The organism is Streptomyces sp. NRRL S-340 (genome assembly GCF_000720185.1).
GTDB lineage: Bacteria > Actinomycetota > Actinomycetes > Streptomycetales > Streptomycetaceae > Streptomyces.
In genome coordinates this window covers 166,350-181,556 of record NZ_JOIY01000005.1, presented here as the reverse complement: position 1 = coordinate 181,556, position 15,207 = coordinate 166,350, and the positions used below count along the sequence as shown (strand labels likewise).

The following is a 15,207-nucleotide window of genomic DNA, read 5'->3' as shown; positions in this document are numbered from 1 at the left end:
CGGCGCGCCACGTCGGACCGCCCGCGAGGCCCTTCCACGCTTTGGTCGATTTTTCATCCGGAAAAGACCAAGGGAGTGCCAAGGGTTTGAATTCGAGGCCAAGGAATTCACATCCCGGGGCGGCTGCCCGACCCTGTTCACCAGCCGGGATGCCGTTCGGTGACCGTTTGGTCACCTGCCGCTGGTGAGCTTTCTCCGCCACGTCCAGGCGTAGCCTTCAACAAGTTGTTGATCACGCATCATCTCGCCGTGCATCAGCTGTCTTTGGTGCCTTGAGGTGTTCCCGGACGAGGAGAAGGCATGCCTGCAGAAGGGCGGGTGGTACAGCCTGGAGGCTGGGTTCCCGCCGATCTGGGACGGATGCACCTGCGCGGCATCGCACAGGTCGCCCTCAGCGCGAGTCCGTGGACCGGACTGCTGTTCGCCGTCGCACTGTTCGCGGGAAGCTGGCGGGTCGGCGTGTACGGCGTGCTCGGCGCGGCGGCGTCCACCGGGGCCGCGGCCGTCCTCGGCGCCGACCGGGACGGCCTGTCCAAAGGCCTGGAGGGGTACTGCGGTTGCCTGACCGCCATCGCCGTCGTCGTGCGGTTCGGCGCCTCGTGGCGGACCGCGGTGCTCGCCGTGCTGGCCGCCGCGGTGTGCGCCGTGGCGGGCGCGGCGGCCGCCCGTCTGCTGGGCCGCATCGGCCTCCCCGCCCTGACGGCCCCCTTCTGCCTGGTCGCCGGGGTGCTGGCGATCGCCCTGCCGGCCGGTTCGGCCGCCGCCGCGCCGCCGATCACCGCGGACGGCTTCACCACCCTGTCGGCGGCGCAGCTCGGCCGGGCCTTCTGCGACGGCATCGCCCAGGTCTTCCTCCTGGACAAGTGGTACGCGGGCCTGATCCTGCTCGCGGGGCTCCTCGTCGCCTCCCGCACCGCCGCCCTCGCTGCGGCCGGCGGCAGCGCCGTCGCGATCCTGACGGCCTGTGCCATGGGCCTGCCCGCCGACCGGATCAGCGCGGGACTCTACGGCTACAACGCGGTGCTGGTCGCCATCGCGCTGGGCGCCACCTTCCTGGCCCCCACCGCCTGGACCGCCGGGTACGCCACGCTCGCCGCAGTGGCCTCGGTCCCCTTCACCGCCGCCTGGCAGGCCTTCGCCCAGCCGTCCGGCGGTTCCCCCTTCACCTGGCCGTTCGTCGTGACGACCTGGCTCTTCCTGGCGGCCGTTCCAGCCCTGGACCGGCCCGGCATCTCGTTCGAGAAAGCGAAGTGACGCCATGAACCTCGCACCCCGCGAAATCGACAAACTCCACGTCTACGTGGTGGCGGACCTGGCCCGCCGCCGCCGGGCGCGGGGCACCAAGCTCAACTACTCGGAGGCGGCCGCGCTGATCACCGAGGCGGTCCTGGAGGCCGCCCGTGACGGCCACACCGTCGCCGAGTGCATGGAGCTGGGCCGCAAGGTGGTCACCGCCGGCGACGTCATGCCCGGGGTACGCGAGATGCTCACCGTCCTGCAGGTCGAGACGGCCTTCGTGGACGGGACGAAGCTGGTCACCTGCCACGACCCCATCAGCGCCTGAACCCGCCTGATCCACCGCCTGGAACTAGGAGACAACGATGTCGGGTGGAGCCCACTACCTCTACGGGGACGACCCCGTGGAGATCAACGCCGGCAGAGCGACGGTCGCGCTGACCGTCGCCAACACCGGTGACCGGGCCGTGCAGATCGGCTCCCATTACCACTTCTTCGAGGTCAACCGCGCGCTGCTGTTCGACCGCGAGGCGGCGTACGGCATGCACCTGGACATCCCGTCCGGCACGGCCGTGCGCTTCGAGCCCGGTGACACCCGCGAGGTGGAACTGGTCGCCTTCGGCGGGACCCGGCGCCTCGTCGGCTTCGCGGGACTCGTCAACGGCGGCCTGAACACCGACGACACCCGGCGCGCGGCGCTGCGCCGCGCCGGGGAGCTGGGATTCGCCACCACCTCGGCCACCGCCGAAGCCACCACCGCCGCCGACACCGAGAACGAGGGGGCCGACCGCTGATGGCGATCATCCCGCGCAAGCAGTACACGGACCTGTTCGGCCCCACCGTGGGCGACCGGTTCCACCTCGCCGACACCAACCTGGTGGTGGAGGTCGAGCACGACTACAACGCCGGCTCCTACGGCGACGAGGCCGTCTACGGCGGCGGCAAGGCCATCCGCGACGGCATGGCCCAGGACCCCGCGGCGCTGAACCGCGAGGGCGCGCTGGACCTGGTCATCACCAACGTGGTGGTGCTCGATGCGGTGCTGGGTGTCGTCAAGGGCGACATCGGGGTCCGCGACGGTCTGATCGTCGGCGTCGGCAAGGTCGGCAACCCGCACGCGCAGAACGGTGTCGACCCCAAGCTGGTCATCGGTCCGGGCACCGAGGTGATCTCCGGCGAGCACCTGATCGCCACCGCCGGCGGCGTCGACACGCACATCCACTTCATCTCGCCGCAGCAGGCCCAGGAGGGCCTGTCCAACGGCATCACCACGTTCTTCGGCGGCGGCACCGGCCCCACCGACGGCAGCAACGGCACCACCTGCACCCCCGGCCCGTGGAACATCCACCGCATGCTGGAGGCGGTCGAGGACCTGCCGGTCAACGTGGGTCTGCTCGGCAAGGGCAACGGCAGTCTGCCCGAGGCGCTGCGCGAGCAGGTCGAGGCGGGCGTGGCCGGTCTGAAGGTGCACGAGGACTGGGGCGCCACCCCCGCCACCATCGACAACGCGCTGAGCGTCGCCGACGAGTACGACGTGCAGATGGCCATCCACACCGACACCCTCAACGAGGGCGGTTTCTTCGAGGACACGCTGTCCGCGATCGATGGCCGGACCATCCACACCTTCCACACCGAGGGCGCGGGCGGCGGGCACGCCCCCGACATCATGCGGGTCGCGGGCGAGCCGAACGTGCTGCCCTCCTCCACCAACCCGACGCTGCCGTACACCATCAACTCGGTGGACGAGCTGCTGGACATGGTGATGGTCTGCCACCACCTGTCCCGCGACATCCCCGAGGACGTGTCGTTCGCCGACAGCCGGGTGCGCGCGGAGACCATCGCGGCCGAGACGGTGATGCACGACCTCGGCGTGATCAGCATCTTCTCCTCCGACTCCCAGGCCATGGGCCGGGTCGGCGAGTCCTTCTCCCGTGCCTTCCAGACCGCGCACCACTGCAAGGAGATGCGGGGCGCGCTGGCCGAGGACAGCTCCCGCAACGACAACGCGCGTGTCCTGCGGTACCTGGCCAAGCTCACCATCAACCCGGCGATCGCGGTGGGCGCCTCCGACGTGATCGGCTCGCTGGAGCCCGGCAAGCTCGCCGACATCGTGCTCTGGCCGATCAACTCCTTCGCCGCCAAGCCCAAGCTGATCATCAAGGGCGGCATGGTGAACTGGGCGCTGATGGGCGACCCCAACGCCTCCCTGCCGACGCCCCAACCGGTCTACTACCGGCCGATGTTCGGCAGCATGGGCCGGGCCCGGCAGCGTACCTCGGTCACCTTCATGTCCCAGGCGTCCATCGCCGCCGGCGTCCCCGGCGAACTGGGTCTCGGGCGGCGCGTCGAGCCGGTGCGGCGCTGCCGCACCGTCGGCAAGCAGCACATGGTCCGCAACGACGCGCTGCCGCGCATCGAGGTCGACCCGGAGACGTACAAGGTCACCGTGGACGGCGAGCCCGCCACCATCGAGCCGGCCGAGCGCCTCCCGCTCAACCAGCTCTTCTACATCGTCTGACCCCCCACGACGGTGCGCAGGGCACCCCGCGTGCCCTGCGCGCCCCACGGCCGGTCCCGGCGTACGGCCGTCCGGCAGGAACGGAAACCCGGCGTGAACGACCCGATGCCGATCCCGGCGCTGCTGACCGGGCTCCAGCTCACCGACTCGGCCTTCCCCAGCGGCTACTACACCCTCTCCCACGGCCTGGAGGGCTTCCAGCAGGCCCGTGCGGTCACCCCGCGCACCCTGCCCGCCCTCCTGAACGACCTGCTCCGCCACAGCGCGGGACCGGCCGACGCCACCGCCCTCGCCCTCACCCACCGCGCGGTCGGCGCGGACGACTGGGACGAGGTGGTGGCCGTGGAGCGGCGGCTGCACGCCACGAAGCTGGGCCGTGAGGCGCGGCAGGCCGCCGTGCGCACCGGGCGGCAGCTGCTCGACCTGGCGGGCGAGGTCTACGGCACCGCGCCGATCGAGCGGTACCGGACGCTGTACCGGGACGGCGCGGTGCGCGGCTGCCAGCCGGTCGTCGCCGGCGTCGTCCACGCCGGCAACGGCCTCACCGTGCGGCAGGCCGTCACCTGCGAGCTGTTCGCCTTCGCGGCCAGCTTCGTCGGCGCCGCCCTGCGGCTGCGGCTCACCGACCACCGGCGGGCCCAGGTCGTCCTGCACGGCGCCGCCCCGGTCATCGAGGAGACCGTGGAGGCGGCGCTGCACCGGGAACTGGCCGACCTCGGCGGATGCGTCCCCGTGGCCGACGTCATGGCGGGCCGCCACGAACGCGCCGAGGCCCGGCTGTTCGCCAGCTGAGCCACGGCTGCCACCCCCACCGAGAACCACCACGTCTGACAAGGAGCACGGATCACCATGCACGACCCCACCCAGGTCAAGGGCTCGCACCACCACGACCACGACGAGTTCGTCCGGCGCCCCCAGGACGGTGTGCTGCGCGTGGGCGTCGCCGGGCCGGTCGGCTCGGGCAAGACCGCGCTGATCGAGGCGCTCGTCCCGGTGCTCATCGAACGCGGCCGCACCCCCGCCGTGATCACCAACGACATCTACACCTCCGAGGACGCCGCGCACGTGCGGCGCACCCTGGACGGAATCCTCGCCGCCGACCGCATCGTCGGCGTGGAGACCGGCGCCTGCCCGCACACCGCGGTCCGGGACGACCCGACGATGAACCAGGCGGCGGCCGACGAGATCCTGGAGCGCTTCCCCGAGGTGGACACGCTGCTCTTCGAGAGCGGCGGCGACAACCTGACGCTCACCTTCAGCCCGGCCCTGGTCGACCTGTTCCTGTTCGTCCTGGACACCGCCGAGGGCGACAAGATGCCCCGCAAGCGCGGCCCGGGCATCACCGAGTGCGAACTGCTCGTCATCAACAAGGTCGACATCGCCCAGTACGTGCGCTGCGACCTTGCGCAGATGGAGGCGGACGCCCACACCGTCCGGGAGGGCCGGCCGGTGGTGCTCACCAACTCCCTCACCGGTCAGGGCCTGGACACCATCGCCGACTTCGTGCTGGCCCACGAGGCGGCCCGGCCGGCCGGCGCTCCGGCGGCGTCCGCATGACGAAGGCGCCCGCGCGGCTGGATCCCGCACACTACGAACCCCGGCGGGTTCCGGCCCGGATGCTCGGCCTGACCGGCCCCGCGGACACCCTGGCCGCCGGGCGCCCCGGCAAGGTCGGCCTGCTCGAACTGCGCTACGCCCGCGTCGGCGAGCGCACCGAACTCGTCCACCGCTACCAGAAGTCGCCGCTGCAGATCATGCGGCCGCTGTACGTGGACCCCCTCCGGCCGGACATGCCGTTCACCTACCTGATGTCCACCGGCGGCGGCATCGTCCAGGCCGACCGCAACCGCATCGACGTCGACTGCGGTCCGGGCACCGCCGTGCACCTGACGACGCAGGCGGCCACGAAGCTGCACCGGGTGGAGTTCGACCACGCCACGCAGGTCGTCCACCTCACTGCCGGCGCGGACAGTTACGTCGAGTACCTGCCCGACCCGCTGATCCCCTACCGCGACGCCCGCTTCTACCAGCAGACCCTGGTGACCGCGGACCCGACGGCCACCGTCCTGCTGGGCGAGACGATCACGGCCGGACGGCTGGCGCGCGGTGAACGGCACGCCTACCGCATGCTGTTCAGCGACCTGGAGATCACGCGGCCCGACGGCGACCTGCTGGTCCTGGACACCGTACGGCTGGATCCGCGGGAGCCCGGCTCGGTCACCGGCCCGGCCGTCTTCGGCGGCCACGACCTGATGGCCACGCTGTTCGTGCTCACGCCGCTCGCCGCCGCCGGTGAGGTCGCCGACACCCTGCACGAGGCGTTGCGCACCGCAGGCCAGGCCTTCGGGGTGAGCATGCTGCCCGACGACTGCGGCGCGTGGGTGCGGATCATGGGCAGCGACCCGCCCGCGGTGGCCCGTGCCCTGCGCGCCGCCTGGGACGCGGTGCGCCGTCTGCTCCTCGGCGTCCCCGCGCCCGACCTGCGCAAGACCTGACGCGAGCGAGCCGCTCCAGCCGGTCCCAGGAGTGCCGCGGCGGCACGCGCGGCCCGGGCCCCTTGCGGATGCGGGACGGTCCCGGGCGGTGGAGCCTGGGGATCATGAAGCGCGAGAACGGCCGCGGTGGCACGGGGCACGGGGCCGAGGCGGCCCTCGACGACCTCTACACCGTGCCGCCGGCCGGCTTCGTCGCCCGCCGGGAGGAACTGGCGGGCGCGGCCAGGGCCGACGGGCGTGCCGAGGACGCCCGCCGCATCCATGCCGCCCGGCGGCCCACCCTGGCTGCCTGGGCGGCCAACCTGCTGCTGCGCTCCCGCCCGGCGGAGAGCGAACAGTTCCTCCAGCTGGGCCGGGCGCTGCGCGAGGCGTACCGCACCCTGGACGCCGACGGGCTGCGTGAGTTGTCCGCTCGGCGGCAGCGTGTCGTCGCCGCGCTGTCCGGGCAGGCGGCGCAGCTCGCCCGGGACGCGGGGCACCCGCTGTCCGGCGCGGTGCGCCAGGAGCTGGAGTCCACCCTGCGCGCCGTGCTCAGCGACCCGGACGCCGCCGGTCTGTGGGCCGCCGGCCGGCTGCACAGCGCGCTCACGCCGCCGTCGGCGTTCCCCGGCGGCACCGGCCCGGAGGCGGGGGCCGCCCCGGCGGCGCGCCGTCCGGCTGCCGCGGGCGCACCGGCCCGGTCCCGGACGAAGGACGAACTGGACGAGCGGCGCCGGAAGCGGCGGACGCGGCTCGCGGCGGCCGGGAAGGCGGCCGAGGAGGCCGCGGAGCGGCTGCGTGCCCTGCGGGAGGAGCACGCCGAGGCCGACGCGCGGGCGCGGCGGGCGGGCGACCGGTGCGACCAGGCCGGTGAGCGGGTGTCCGCCGCCGAGGAGGAGGTGCGCCGGGCCGGTGAGGAGCTGCGGCGGGCCCGTGAGGGACTGCGGCGGGCCGAACGGGAGCGGGAGGAGGCCGAGGGGCGGCTGCGGACGGCCGCCGACGCCCTCACCGGGGCCGAGCGGGAGGCCCGCCGGGCCGAACGCGAGGCGGACCGGGCCGGACGGGAGGCGGACCGGCCGGCGTCGGGCCGCCGCTAGCGGCCGCCGTGCGCCGCGGCACTCCGGTCGGCCCCCGCTCAGTCCTGGTCGCGCTCCTGGCCGCGGTGGCCCAGGGCCGCGCTGCGGCCGGTCGCCAGGTGGCTGAGGACGAGTGTTCCGACCCGCTCGACGTCGCGTTCCGCGATGGCCTGGTAGAGGGCCTCGTGCTCCAGGGCCACACCCAGCAGGTCGTCGTGCTGGCCCCGGAACCACCGCATGCGGCTGCTGAGGACGCGGTCGAGTTCGTTGAGCAGTTCGTTGGCGGCCAGCGTGGTGACGGTCTGGTGGAAGTCGGCCGCGGCCCGGCGTGCCCGCACGGCGTCGCCGGAGCGGGCCGCCTCCAGCTCGGCGTCCAGGTCCGCGCGCAGCCGGCGCAGGCCGTCGCGTGTGTGGCGCTGTGCGGCGAGCCGGAAGGAGAGGGTCTCCAGGGCCGAACGGACCTCGTCGAGGTCGGCGACGTCGCTTGCGGTGAACTCGCGCACCACGGCCCAGCTCCGCGGACGCGGCGTCACCAGGCCCTCGGCCACCAGGGTCTTGAGCGCCTCGCGGACGGGCAGCCGGCTCACGCCGAGCGCCTCGGCGAGTTCGCGTTCGACCAGACGGCTGCCGGGCCGCCGTACTCCGTCGAGGATCTCGTCGCGCAACTGCCGCGTCACCCGCTCGGACTCGGGCACGTAGTCCCCTGACGCCGTCATCTCGGTCCTTCGTCTCCCGTCCCGTCCCGTTCCGGCACCGTCTGCGTCCGTGCGGCGAAGCAGCCGGGCGGCCCGTCAGGATACCCCGCGGCCCGGACGGCGCACCGCCGGGCCGGGGAGCGACGGGAGGCCGCCGGGCCTGGCGGACCGGCCGGTGCGACGGGTCAGCCTGCCGCCGGCGGCCAGTTGGCGAACCGCTTGGGCCGGGGCGGGGCGTAGGTGCGCACCTTGGAGGTGGACAGGCCCAGGCGGACCAGTGACTCGGCGACGGTCACGGCGGCGCTCACCCCGTCGACGACCGGGACTCCGGTACGGTCCGCGACCTGTCCGGCGAGGCCGGCCATGCCCCCGCAGCCCAGGCAGATCACCTCGGCGCGGTCGTCGGCCACCGCGCGCACGGACTGTTCGGCGATGGCGTCCGCGGCGGCCCGCTCGTCCTGTTCGAGGGCGAGCACGGGGAGTCCGGTGGCGCGGACGGAGGCGCATCTCGCGCTCAGTCCGGCCACCTCCAGGCGCTCCTCGATCAGGGGGACCGTGCGGTCGAGGGTGGTGACGACGGAGTAGCGGCGGCCCAGGAACCGGGCGGTGCTGGCCGCCGCCTCGGTGATGTCGACGACCGGGACGTCGAGCAGCTCCTGGAGTCCTTCGCGGCCGTGTTCGCCGTACCCGGCCTGGATCACCGCGTCGTACGGTCCGGGGTGGGCGCGGACGGTCTCCATGACGGCGACGGCCGCGAGGTAGCTCTCGTAGTTGCCCTCGACGGACTCCGCGCCGAAGGAGGGGGTCAGCGGCACGATCTCCGTGCCCGGTGAAGCGGCCTCGGCCGCCTGCCTGCCGATCGCGTCGGTGATGGACTGCGTGGTGTTGACGTTGACGACGAGGATGCGCATGGGAGCGGGCTCCGGCCTTCTGCTCGGGCGGGCTATTCGGCGGCGACGGCGATGGCCTCGCCGTCCAGGTCGCGGACGGGTGCGGTGCGGTCGGCGAGGACCGTGTACAGCGCGGCGGCGAGGAGCGCGCCGACGAACCAGGAGAATCCGGCGAGGGTGTGGAAGACGGGCACCAGGGCGACCGCGACGGCGACGGCCGCGCTCGGCACGAACGCGGCGACGGCGCGCGGGTTGTAGCCGCGCCGGTAGTGGTAGTCGGCGTCCGCGTCCTCGGTGTAGAGGGCGGGCACGTTCACCCGGGACTTCCGCAGCATCCAGTAGTCCGCCATGATCACGCCGAACAGGGGGCCGAGCAGGGCGCCGAGGCCGCCGAGGAAGTAGTTCACCGCGACCGGGCTGTTGTACAGGTTCCAGGGGGTGATGACGAGGCCGAGGCCCGCGCTCACCAGGCCGGCCCTGCGGAAGTCGAGCCGTCGGGGGAACAGGTTGACCAGGGCGTAGATGGGGGCCACGAAGTTGGCCAGCAGATTCACCGCGACGGTCAGGGCGATCAGCGCGAGCGAGGCGACGGCCAGCAGGAACATGTTCGGGATGGTCCGGACGATGTCGGTTGGGCTGGTGATGACGCGTCCGTCGAGCTTGAACTGGGCCCCGCTGAGGACCGCGACGATGCAGGCGAAGAAGAGCATGTTGACCGGGATGCCGATGACGTTGCCGCGGACGATGGCGCCGCGGCTGCGCGCGGAGCGGGTGAAGTCGCAGAAGTTGAGGACGAACGTCCCGTAGATCACCACCCACAGCGCGGCGGCCTGGAAAACCTGGAGCCACATGGCGCCGCCGGTCAGCGGCTTCCCGTCGTCGAGGGAGACCGAGCCGCCCGCGCGGACGAACATCCACACCGCCAGGGCGCACATGGTGAGCAGCGTGGTGGGTGCGGCGAAGGCCATGTAGCGGCGGATCATCTGCATGCCGTAGCTGACGATGAGCACCTGAAGGCCCCACAGCGCCAGGAACGTGATCCAGCCGAGCGCCGACTGGCCGAGCAGGGAGTGGGTGTCCAGCCGGCTCAGTCCGGGGAACATGGCGACCAGGAGGGTGCTCAGGACGGCCGAGGCGAGATAGGTCTGGATACCAAACCAGGCGATGGCGACGACACCGCGGACGGCGGCCGGCATCTTCGCGCCTTTGACGCCGAAGGCGATACGGCTCATGACCGGGAAGGGGACGCCCGTCTTGTGTCCCATGAACCCGGAGAGCGTGAGCAGGAGGAAGAGCAGGACGGAGGCGAGCGCGAAGGCGGCCAGGATGCCCCACACGTTCAGGCCGAGCGCGAACAGGCCGATGGCGAACGCGTAGTTGCCGAGACTGTGCACGTCGTTGGCCCAGAGGGTGAAGACGTTGTAGGCGCCCCAGCGGCGCCCTTCCCGTTTCGTCGGGGCGAGGTCGTAGGTGTAGAGGGCGGAACTGGTGGCGGTGCCACCGGTCTCCACGGACGACCGGTCTTCCAGGGCAGTCATGCAGGACTCCTGGGTCGGGGAGAGGGAACTCGGAGGATTTCCACGAAACGGAAGAGCGCTTCCGTGGCCCAGAACGTAATGAGCGCCCGCGAGCACCGTCAAGGGTTCTGCCGGAAAATGGAATACCATTTTTTTCGGGTGGTGGAGACATGCCCTCCGCCGGCCGGAGCTGCGATCATGTGCACGACCGCGTCAGCCGGCGCGGGCCGGAGCCGTCCGCGCCCACCAGGAGGCCGCATGTCCCTCGACGTCGACGTCATCCGCTCCCAGGTCCCGGCGCTGAAGTCCGGCTCGGCGCGCTTCGACGCGCCCGGCGGCACCCAGACGCCGCAGCCGGTCATCGACGCCGTCGCCGAGGCCCTGGCCGGACCGCTCGCCAACCGGGGCCGGACCACGGAGGGCGAGCGCAACGCGGACGACATCGTCACGCGGGCCCGCGGCGCCCTGGCCGACCTGCTCGGGGTCGACCCGCGAGGTGTCGTCTTCGGCCGCAGCGCCACCCAGTTGACGTACGACCTGTCCCGTACGCTCGCCCGGACCTGGGCGCCGGGCGACGAGGTGGTGGTCACCCGCCTCGACCACGACAGCGACATCCGGCCGTGGGTGCAGGCCGCCGAGGCGGTCGGCGCGCGGGTGCGCTGGGCGGACTTCGACCCGGACTCCGGGGAGCTGCGCCCCGAGCACCTGGCGGACGTCCTGTCCCCGCGCACGCGGCTGGTCGCCGTCACCGCCGCGTCCAACCTGATCGGCACCCGCCCCGACGTCCCGGCCCTCGCGCACCTGGCGCACGAGGCCGGCGCGCTGCTGCACGTGGACGCCGTGCACTACGCCGCGCACGCGGCGGTCGACCTGGCCGCCTGGGGCGCGGACACGCTGGTGTGCTCGCCCTACAAGTTCCTCGGCCCGCACCTTGGCGTCCTGGCGGCAAGGCCCTCGTTCCTGGAGACCCTCCGTCCCGACAAACTGCTGCCCTCCAGCGACGCCGTCCCCGAACGCTTCGAACTGGGCACGCTGCCCTACGAGTTGCTGGCCGGCGCCCGTGCCGCGGTGGACTTCCTCGCCGGCCTGGAACCCGGGGCGCGGGGCGGTCGCCGGGAACGGCTGACCGCTTCCTTCGCGGCGCTGGAGGCCCACGAGGAGGCGCTGCGCGAGCGGATCGAGCGGGGTCTGGCGGACCTGGGCGGGATCACCGTGCACTCGCGGGCCGCGCGGCGCACGCCGACGCTCCTGTTCACGGTGGCCGGCCTGCGCCCGGCCGAGGTCTCCCGGCATCTGGCCGCGCACGCGGTGGACGCCCCCGCCGGGTCCTTCTACGCGGTGGAGGCCTCGCGCCGCCTCGGTCTGGGCGACGAGGGCGGCGTACGGGTGGGACTGGCGCCGTACAGCAGCGCCGAGGACGTCGACCGGCTGCTGACGGCACTGGCCCGCCTCCCCCGGTGAGGGGAGGCGGGCCGGCGGGCGGGGCGCCGTGCCGGTTCGCGCCGGCGGGCCGCCGTGTTCAGCGCGCGGTGTCCGGGGTCCTCACGCCCCGCCCGGTCGCGTACGGCACGCCGGAGGTGTCGACGACCTGGCGCACCGCGCGGTCCCAGGCCCTGTCGTCACGTTCCCGTCTGCCCCGCGGGCGGACGACGGGAACGTGACGACAGGGCCTGGGCGAGTTCCTCCAGGGCCGTCTTGAGAGGTCGTCGAGGGCGAGGGAGCGGGTATACGGTTCCCCGACTGGTTTCGGACCGGCTCGCCCCAGGCCGGGGAAGCGCGGGATGTCGCGGCGCGGCACCGCATCGCCCATGGAGTAGCCGGCGATGCTCCCCCGCGAACGCCGGCGCAGGCACCTCCGGTGTCCGGCCGGGAGCCGGGAGGCCGGCCGGGACGACCGTGCCGCCGCGGCCGACCGTGTCCGGGCACGCGGCCACCACCCGCGGACTGCCGGCCGCCTCGATCGCCACCTCCGCTCCCCCGCCGGTCAGGTCACGCACGGCCTCCGCCGCCTCGTCCGGGGCGAAGGCGTGGGTGGCGCCGCGCCGCAGGGCCAGCTCGCGTCCGGCCGGTCCCTGCTCACCGACGCCTCCGGCGAACGGGCCCACCCCCACCGGGCGTCCCGGTCTTCTCCGAACATGCCGTCGTGGCCCGGGAGTCGGCGGTGCCGATCCCCTCCGACGTGTCCTTCACCGTCGCCTCCCTGTTCGGCTGCGCGGCCCTGACGGGCGCCGGGGCCACCGTCAACACCGCGCGCCGGGGACCCGGCCGCTCCCCGTGGTGAACGGACTCGGCGGGGTCGGCCTGCCGGCCGTGCCCGGGGCCCGTGCCGCGGGCGCGCACCCGGCCGTCGCCGTCACCCCGGTGCCCGTCGGCCGACGGTCCCGGCTCCAATTTGCATGATCTGCATTTTTGCATAACATGCACATCGTGGCGAAGGAAGAGACCGCTGGGGGCGGACTGCGTGAGCGGAAGAAGCGGGCGACGCGCGCCGCTCTCACCGAGGCCGCCGTACGGCTGGCCGCCGAGCACGGGGCGGACAAGGTCACCGTGGAGGCCATCAGCGCCGCGGCGGGCGTGTCCGTGCGTACGTTCTTCAACTACTTCGAGTCGCGGGAGGACGCCTTCCTGATCCTCGACGCGGACGCCGGCACCCGGGTCCGGCGCGCCGTGCTCCACGCCCCCGCCGCGCTCTCCCCGCTGGAGGCCGTCCGCGACGCCGTGGCGGCGGAACTGGTCGGCGTCGAGCAGCAGCACGAGCTGTGGACCCTGCACGTCGATGTCCTGCATGCCGCACCACACCTCCTGGTCCGCAGCCTCGGGGCCCACATGGCGTACGAGACCCGGCTCGCCGAGGCCGTCGCCACGCGCCTGGCCGCGGGCGCCGGCTCGCCCGGCCGGCCGGCCGGGGAGACCGAGGACCCGCCCGCCCCTCTCGACCTCTATCCGCGTCTGGTGGCCGCCATCGCGAGCGCCGCCGTGCGGGTCAGCGTGGAGCACTGGTGCTCCCGCCAGGAGGAAGCCGCCTTCGCCGACGTCTTCCGCGAGGTCTTCGCACTGCTCGCCGCGGGACTGCCGACGCCACCGGCGCCCGGCGCCCGGGCGTAGCGCCTGCCCGGACCGGCCGCAGGGCCGTCCCTTCCTGTCCGCTCCACCCGTCCACCCGTGTCGAAAGAGCTGTCGTGACCTCACCACCGGCGCCCGCAGAGGCGTCTCCCGCCGCCATGACCAACCGTCAGATACTCCAGGCCATGTCGGGCCTGATGGCCGGCATGTTCGTGGCGATCCTGGCGGGCACCGTGGTGTCCAACGCCCTGCCCACCATCATCGCCGACCTCGGTGCCAGCCAGTCCGCGTACACCTGGGTGGTGACCGCCGAGCTGCTGTCCATGACGGCGACGGTGCCGCTGTGGGGCAAGCTGTCGGACCTCTACAACAAGAAGCTGCTGCTCCAGCTGTCGCTCAGCATGTTCGTCGTCGGGTCGCTGCTGGCCGGCTTCTCCCACGGCGTGGGTCTGCTGATCTTCAGCCGGGTGGTGCAGGGCATCGGCGCGGGCGGCCTGACCGCGCTGGCCCAGGTCGTCATGGCCTCCGTCATCCCGCCGCGCAGGCTGGGCAAGTACGCCGGCATGTTCGGCGCCGTCTTCGCGGTCGGCACGGTGGCCGGGCCGCTGGTCGGCGGTGTCCTGGTCGACACCTCCTGGCTGGGCTGGCGCTGGTGCTTCTTCATCGGCGTGCCGTTCGCGCTGCTGGCCATCGTGCTGCTGCAGCGCACGCTGACCCTGCCCACCGTCCGGCGCGAGGTGAGGATCGACTTCCTGGGTGCCTTCCTCATCGTGGCCGGTGTCTGCGCCCTGCTCATCTGGGTCTCGCTGGCGGGCAACCAGTTCGACTGGGCCTCCTGGCAGACGGCCGCGCTCACCGCAGGCGGAGCGCTGCTGCTCGTCGCCGCCGTCTTCGTGGAGGCGCGCACCGCGGAGCCGGTGATCCCGCTCGGCATCTTCCGCAACCGGACGGTGACGCTCACGACGGTCGCGAGCCTCTTCGTCGGTGTCGCCATGTTCGGCGGTACGGTCTTCCTCTCGCAGTACTTCCAGATATCGCTGGGCAAGTCGCCGACCGTCGCCGGTCTGATGAGCCTGCCCATGATCCTCGGCCTGCTGGTGTCGTCGACCGTCGCGGGTCAGGTGATCAGCAGGACCGGACGGTGGAAGCGGTACCTGGTGGCGGGCGCGGTCACGATGACCGTCGGCCTGGCCCTGCTCTCCACCATCGACGCCGACACGCCCTTCGCCCTGCTCAGCCTCTACATGGCGGTGCTCGGGATCGGCGTCGGCATGCTGATGCAGAACCTGGTGCTGGCCGCGCAGAACGACGTGCCGGCCGCCGAGCTGGGCGCCGCCACGTCGGTGCTGTCCTTCTTCCGCAGCATGGGCGGCACGGTCGGCACCAGCGTCCTGGGCGCGATCCTCGCGCACCGGGTCACCACGGAGCTGGCCAAGGGCCTGAAGGCGGCGGGCGTCACGGCCCCCGCGGGTCGGCAGCAGGGTGGCGGCAGCGGGGTGCCGGACATGAAGTCCCTGCCCGGCCCGATGCGTTCGATCGTCGAGCACGCCTACGGGGTCGCCACCGCCGACCTGTTCCTGGTGGCCGCGCCCTGTGCGCTGCTGGCGCTGATCACGGTCGTGTTCCTCAAGGAGAAGCCGCTGAAGACGACCAGCGGCATGGAACGGCTCGCCGAGGAGTCCGACGCCGCCGCGCCGGTCGGCTGATCCGCGGTCACCTCCACGCAGGGGGCGGTGCC

Annotated in this window: 16 protein-coding genes; 12 read left to right on the top strand and 4 right to left on the bottom strand. The window is 73.0% G+C overall.

Going from position 1 to position 15,207, the window contains the following annotated elements; all coding sequences use genetic code 11:
• The first annotated feature begins 300 nt into the window (after positions 1-300).
• The 8 genes from IG64_RS05480 to IG64_RS05445 all read left to right on the top strand — a co-directional run bounded on the left by IG64_RS05480 (position 301) and on the right by IG64_RS05445 (position 7,325).
• The gene (locus tag IG64_RS05480; protein WP_037852500.1) at positions 301-1,254 is read left to right on the top strand and encodes an urea transporter; all 954 of its coding nucleotides are present in this window, start codon (positions 301-303) and stop codon (positions 1,252-1,254) included.
• A 4-nt stretch (positions 1,255-1,258) separates the two neighbouring features.
• Positions 1,259-1,564 (top strand): urease subunit gamma, encoded by a 306-nt coding sequence (locus IG64_RS05475; RefSeq protein WP_037852498.1) that lies wholly within the window; start codon positions 1,259-1,261, stop codon positions 1,562-1,564.
• A 37-nt stretch (positions 1,565-1,601) separates the two neighbouring features.
• Complete coding sequence (locus IG64_RS05470) at positions 1,602-2,030, top strand: urease subunit beta (RefSeq protein ID WP_037852496.1); 429 nt, start codon at positions 1,602-1,604, stop codon at positions 2,028-2,030.
• Positions 2,030-3,754, top strand: coding sequence for an urease subunit alpha (ureC, locus tag IG64_RS05465; RefSeq protein WP_037852494.1), 1,725 nt, complete (start codon positions 2,030-2,032; stop codon positions 3,752-3,754). The genes IG64_RS05470 and ureC overlap by 1 nt, the downstream gene beginning before the upstream one ends.
• Positions 3,755-3,859: 105 nt before the next feature.
• On the top strand, positions 3,860-4,546 hold the full coding sequence (locus IG64_RS05460) for an urease accessory protein UreF (RefSeq protein WP_037852646.1): 687 nt from the start codon (positions 3,860-3,862) through the stop codon (positions 4,544-4,546).
• A gap of 57 nt (positions 4,547-4,603) precedes the next feature.
• Positions 4,604-5,311 (top strand): urease accessory protein UreG, encoded by a 708-nt coding sequence (gene ureG, locus IG64_RS05455; protein WP_234438399.1) that lies wholly within the window; start codon positions 4,604-4,606, stop codon positions 5,309-5,311.
• Complete coding sequence (locus tag IG64_RS05450; RefSeq protein WP_037852492.1) at positions 5,308-6,249, top strand: urease accessory protein UreD; 942 nt, start codon at positions 5,308-5,310, stop codon at positions 6,247-6,249. Before ureG ends, IG64_RS05450 begins: the two co-directional genes overlap by 4 nt.
• Before the next feature lie 104 nt (positions 6,250-6,353).
• On the top strand, positions 6,354-7,325 hold the full coding sequence (locus tag IG64_RS05445; protein WP_037852490.1) for a hypothetical protein: 972 nt from the start codon (positions 6,354-6,356) through the stop codon (positions 7,323-7,325).
• A gap of 38 nt (positions 7,326-7,363) precedes the next feature.
• On the opposite strand, the gene IG64_RS05440 is transcribed toward IG64_RS05445, so the two are convergent.
• The 3 genes from IG64_RS05440 to IG64_RS05430 form a co-directional block, all read right to left on the bottom strand.
• The gene (locus tag IG64_RS05440) at positions 7,364-8,020 is read right to left on the bottom strand and encodes a GntR family transcriptional regulator (protein ID WP_037852487.1); all 657 of its coding nucleotides are present in this window, start codon (positions 8,018-8,020) and stop codon (positions 7,364-7,366) included.
• A 164-nt stretch (positions 8,021-8,184) separates the two neighbouring features.
• Entirely contained in the window at positions 8,185-8,910 is a 726-nt protein-coding gene (locus IG64_RS05435; protein ID WP_037852486.1) for an aspartate/glutamate racemase family protein, read from the bottom strand.
• 32 nt (positions 8,911-8,942) lie between these two features.
• Complete coding sequence (locus tag IG64_RS05430; RefSeq protein ID WP_037852485.1) at positions 8,943-10,427, bottom strand: NCS1 family nucleobase:cation symporter-1; 1,485 nt, start codon at positions 10,425-10,427, stop codon at positions 8,943-8,945.
• A 237-nt stretch (positions 10,428-10,664) separates the two neighbouring features.
• On the opposite strand from IG64_RS05430, the gene IG64_RS05425 reads away from it, so the two are divergent.
• Complete coding sequence (locus IG64_RS05425; RefSeq protein WP_037852484.1) at positions 10,665-11,867, top strand: cysteine desulfurase-like protein; 1,203 nt, start codon at positions 10,665-10,667, stop codon at positions 11,865-11,867.
• Between the two features lie 158 nt (positions 11,868-12,025).
• On the opposite strand, the gene IG64_RS38355 is transcribed toward IG64_RS05425, so the two are convergent.
• Positions 12,026-12,511 carry a zinc-binding dehydrogenase gene (locus IG64_RS38355; RefSeq protein ID WP_234438403.1) on the bottom strand — a complete coding sequence of 162 codons (486 nt, stop codon included), beginning with the start codon at positions 12,509-12,511 and terminating at the stop codon, positions 12,026-12,028.
• Positions 12,512-12,549: 38 nt separating this feature from the next.
• On the opposite strand from IG64_RS38355, the gene IG64_RS41960 reads away from it, so the two are divergent.
• The 3 genes from IG64_RS41960 (at position 12,550) to IG64_RS05410 (ending at position 15,175) form a co-directional block, all read left to right on the top strand.
• Positions 12,550-12,687, top strand: coding sequence for a hypothetical protein (locus tag IG64_RS41960; protein WP_234438398.1), 138 nt, complete (start codon positions 12,550-12,552; stop codon positions 12,685-12,687).
• Between the two features lie 137 nt (positions 12,688-12,824).
• Positions 12,825-13,511 carry a TetR/AcrR family transcriptional regulator gene (locus tag IG64_RS05415; RefSeq protein WP_037852482.1) on the top strand — a complete coding sequence of 229 codons (687 nt, stop codon included), beginning with the start codon at positions 12,825-12,827 and terminating at the stop codon, positions 13,509-13,511.
• A 116-nt stretch (positions 13,512-13,627) separates the two neighbouring features.
• Entirely contained in the window at positions 13,628-15,175 is a 1,548-nt protein-coding gene (locus tag IG64_RS05410) for an MDR family MFS transporter (protein WP_051812384.1), read from the top strand.
• The last annotated feature ends 32 nt before the right edge of the window (positions 15,176-15,207 follow it).

Coding starts and splice junctions, on each gene's coding strand:
- IG64_RS05475 (WP_037852498.1), top strand. CDS start 1,259: ATGAACCTCGCACCCCGCGAAATCGACAAACTCCACGTCTACGTGGTG.
- IG64_RS05410 (WP_051812384.1), top strand. CDS start 13,628: ATGACCAACCGTCAGATACTCCAGGCCATGTCGGGCCTGATGGCCGGC.
- IG64_RS05415 (WP_037852482.1), top strand. CDS start 12,825: ATGCACATCGTGGCGAAGGAAGAGACCGCTGGGGGCGGACTGCGTGAG.
- ureC (WP_037852494.1), top strand. CDS start 2,030: ATGGCGATCATCCCGCGCAAGCAGTACACGGACCTGTTCGGCCCCACC.
- IG64_RS05470 (WP_037852496.1), top strand. CDS start 1,602: ATGTCGGGTGGAGCCCACTACCTCTACGGGGACGACCCCGTGGAGATC.
- IG64_RS05460 (WP_037852646.1), top strand. CDS start 3,860: ATGCCGATCCCGGCGCTGCTGACCGGGCTCCAGCTCACCGACTCGGCC.
- IG64_RS05430 (WP_037852485.1), bottom strand. CDS start 10,427: ATGACTGCCCTGGAAGACCGGTCGTCCGTGGAGACCGGTGGCACCGCC.
- IG64_RS05480 (WP_037852500.1), top strand. CDS start 301: ATGCCTGCAGAAGGGCGGGTGGTACAGCCTGGAGGCTGGGTTCCCGCC.
- IG64_RS05445 (WP_037852490.1), top strand. CDS start 6,354: ATGAAGCGCGAGAACGGCCGCGGTGGCACGGGGCACGGGGCCGAGGCG.
- IG64_RS05440 (WP_037852487.1), bottom strand. CDS start 8,020: ATGACGGCGTCAGGGGACTACGTGCCCGAGTCCGAGCGGGTGACGCGG.
- IG64_RS05435 (WP_037852486.1), bottom strand. CDS start 8,910: ATGCGCATCCTCGTCGTCAACGTCAACACCACGCAGTCCATCACCGAC.
- IG64_RS05425 (WP_037852484.1), top strand. CDS start 10,665: ATGTCCCTCGACGTCGACGTCATCCGCTCCCAGGTCCCGGCGCTGAAG.
- ureG (WP_234438399.1), top strand. CDS start 4,604: ATGCACGACCCCACCCAGGTCAAGGGCTCGCACCACCACGACCACGAC.
- IG64_RS05450 (WP_037852492.1), top strand. CDS start 5,308: ATGACGAAGGCGCCCGCGCGGCTGGATCCCGCACACTACGAACCCCGG.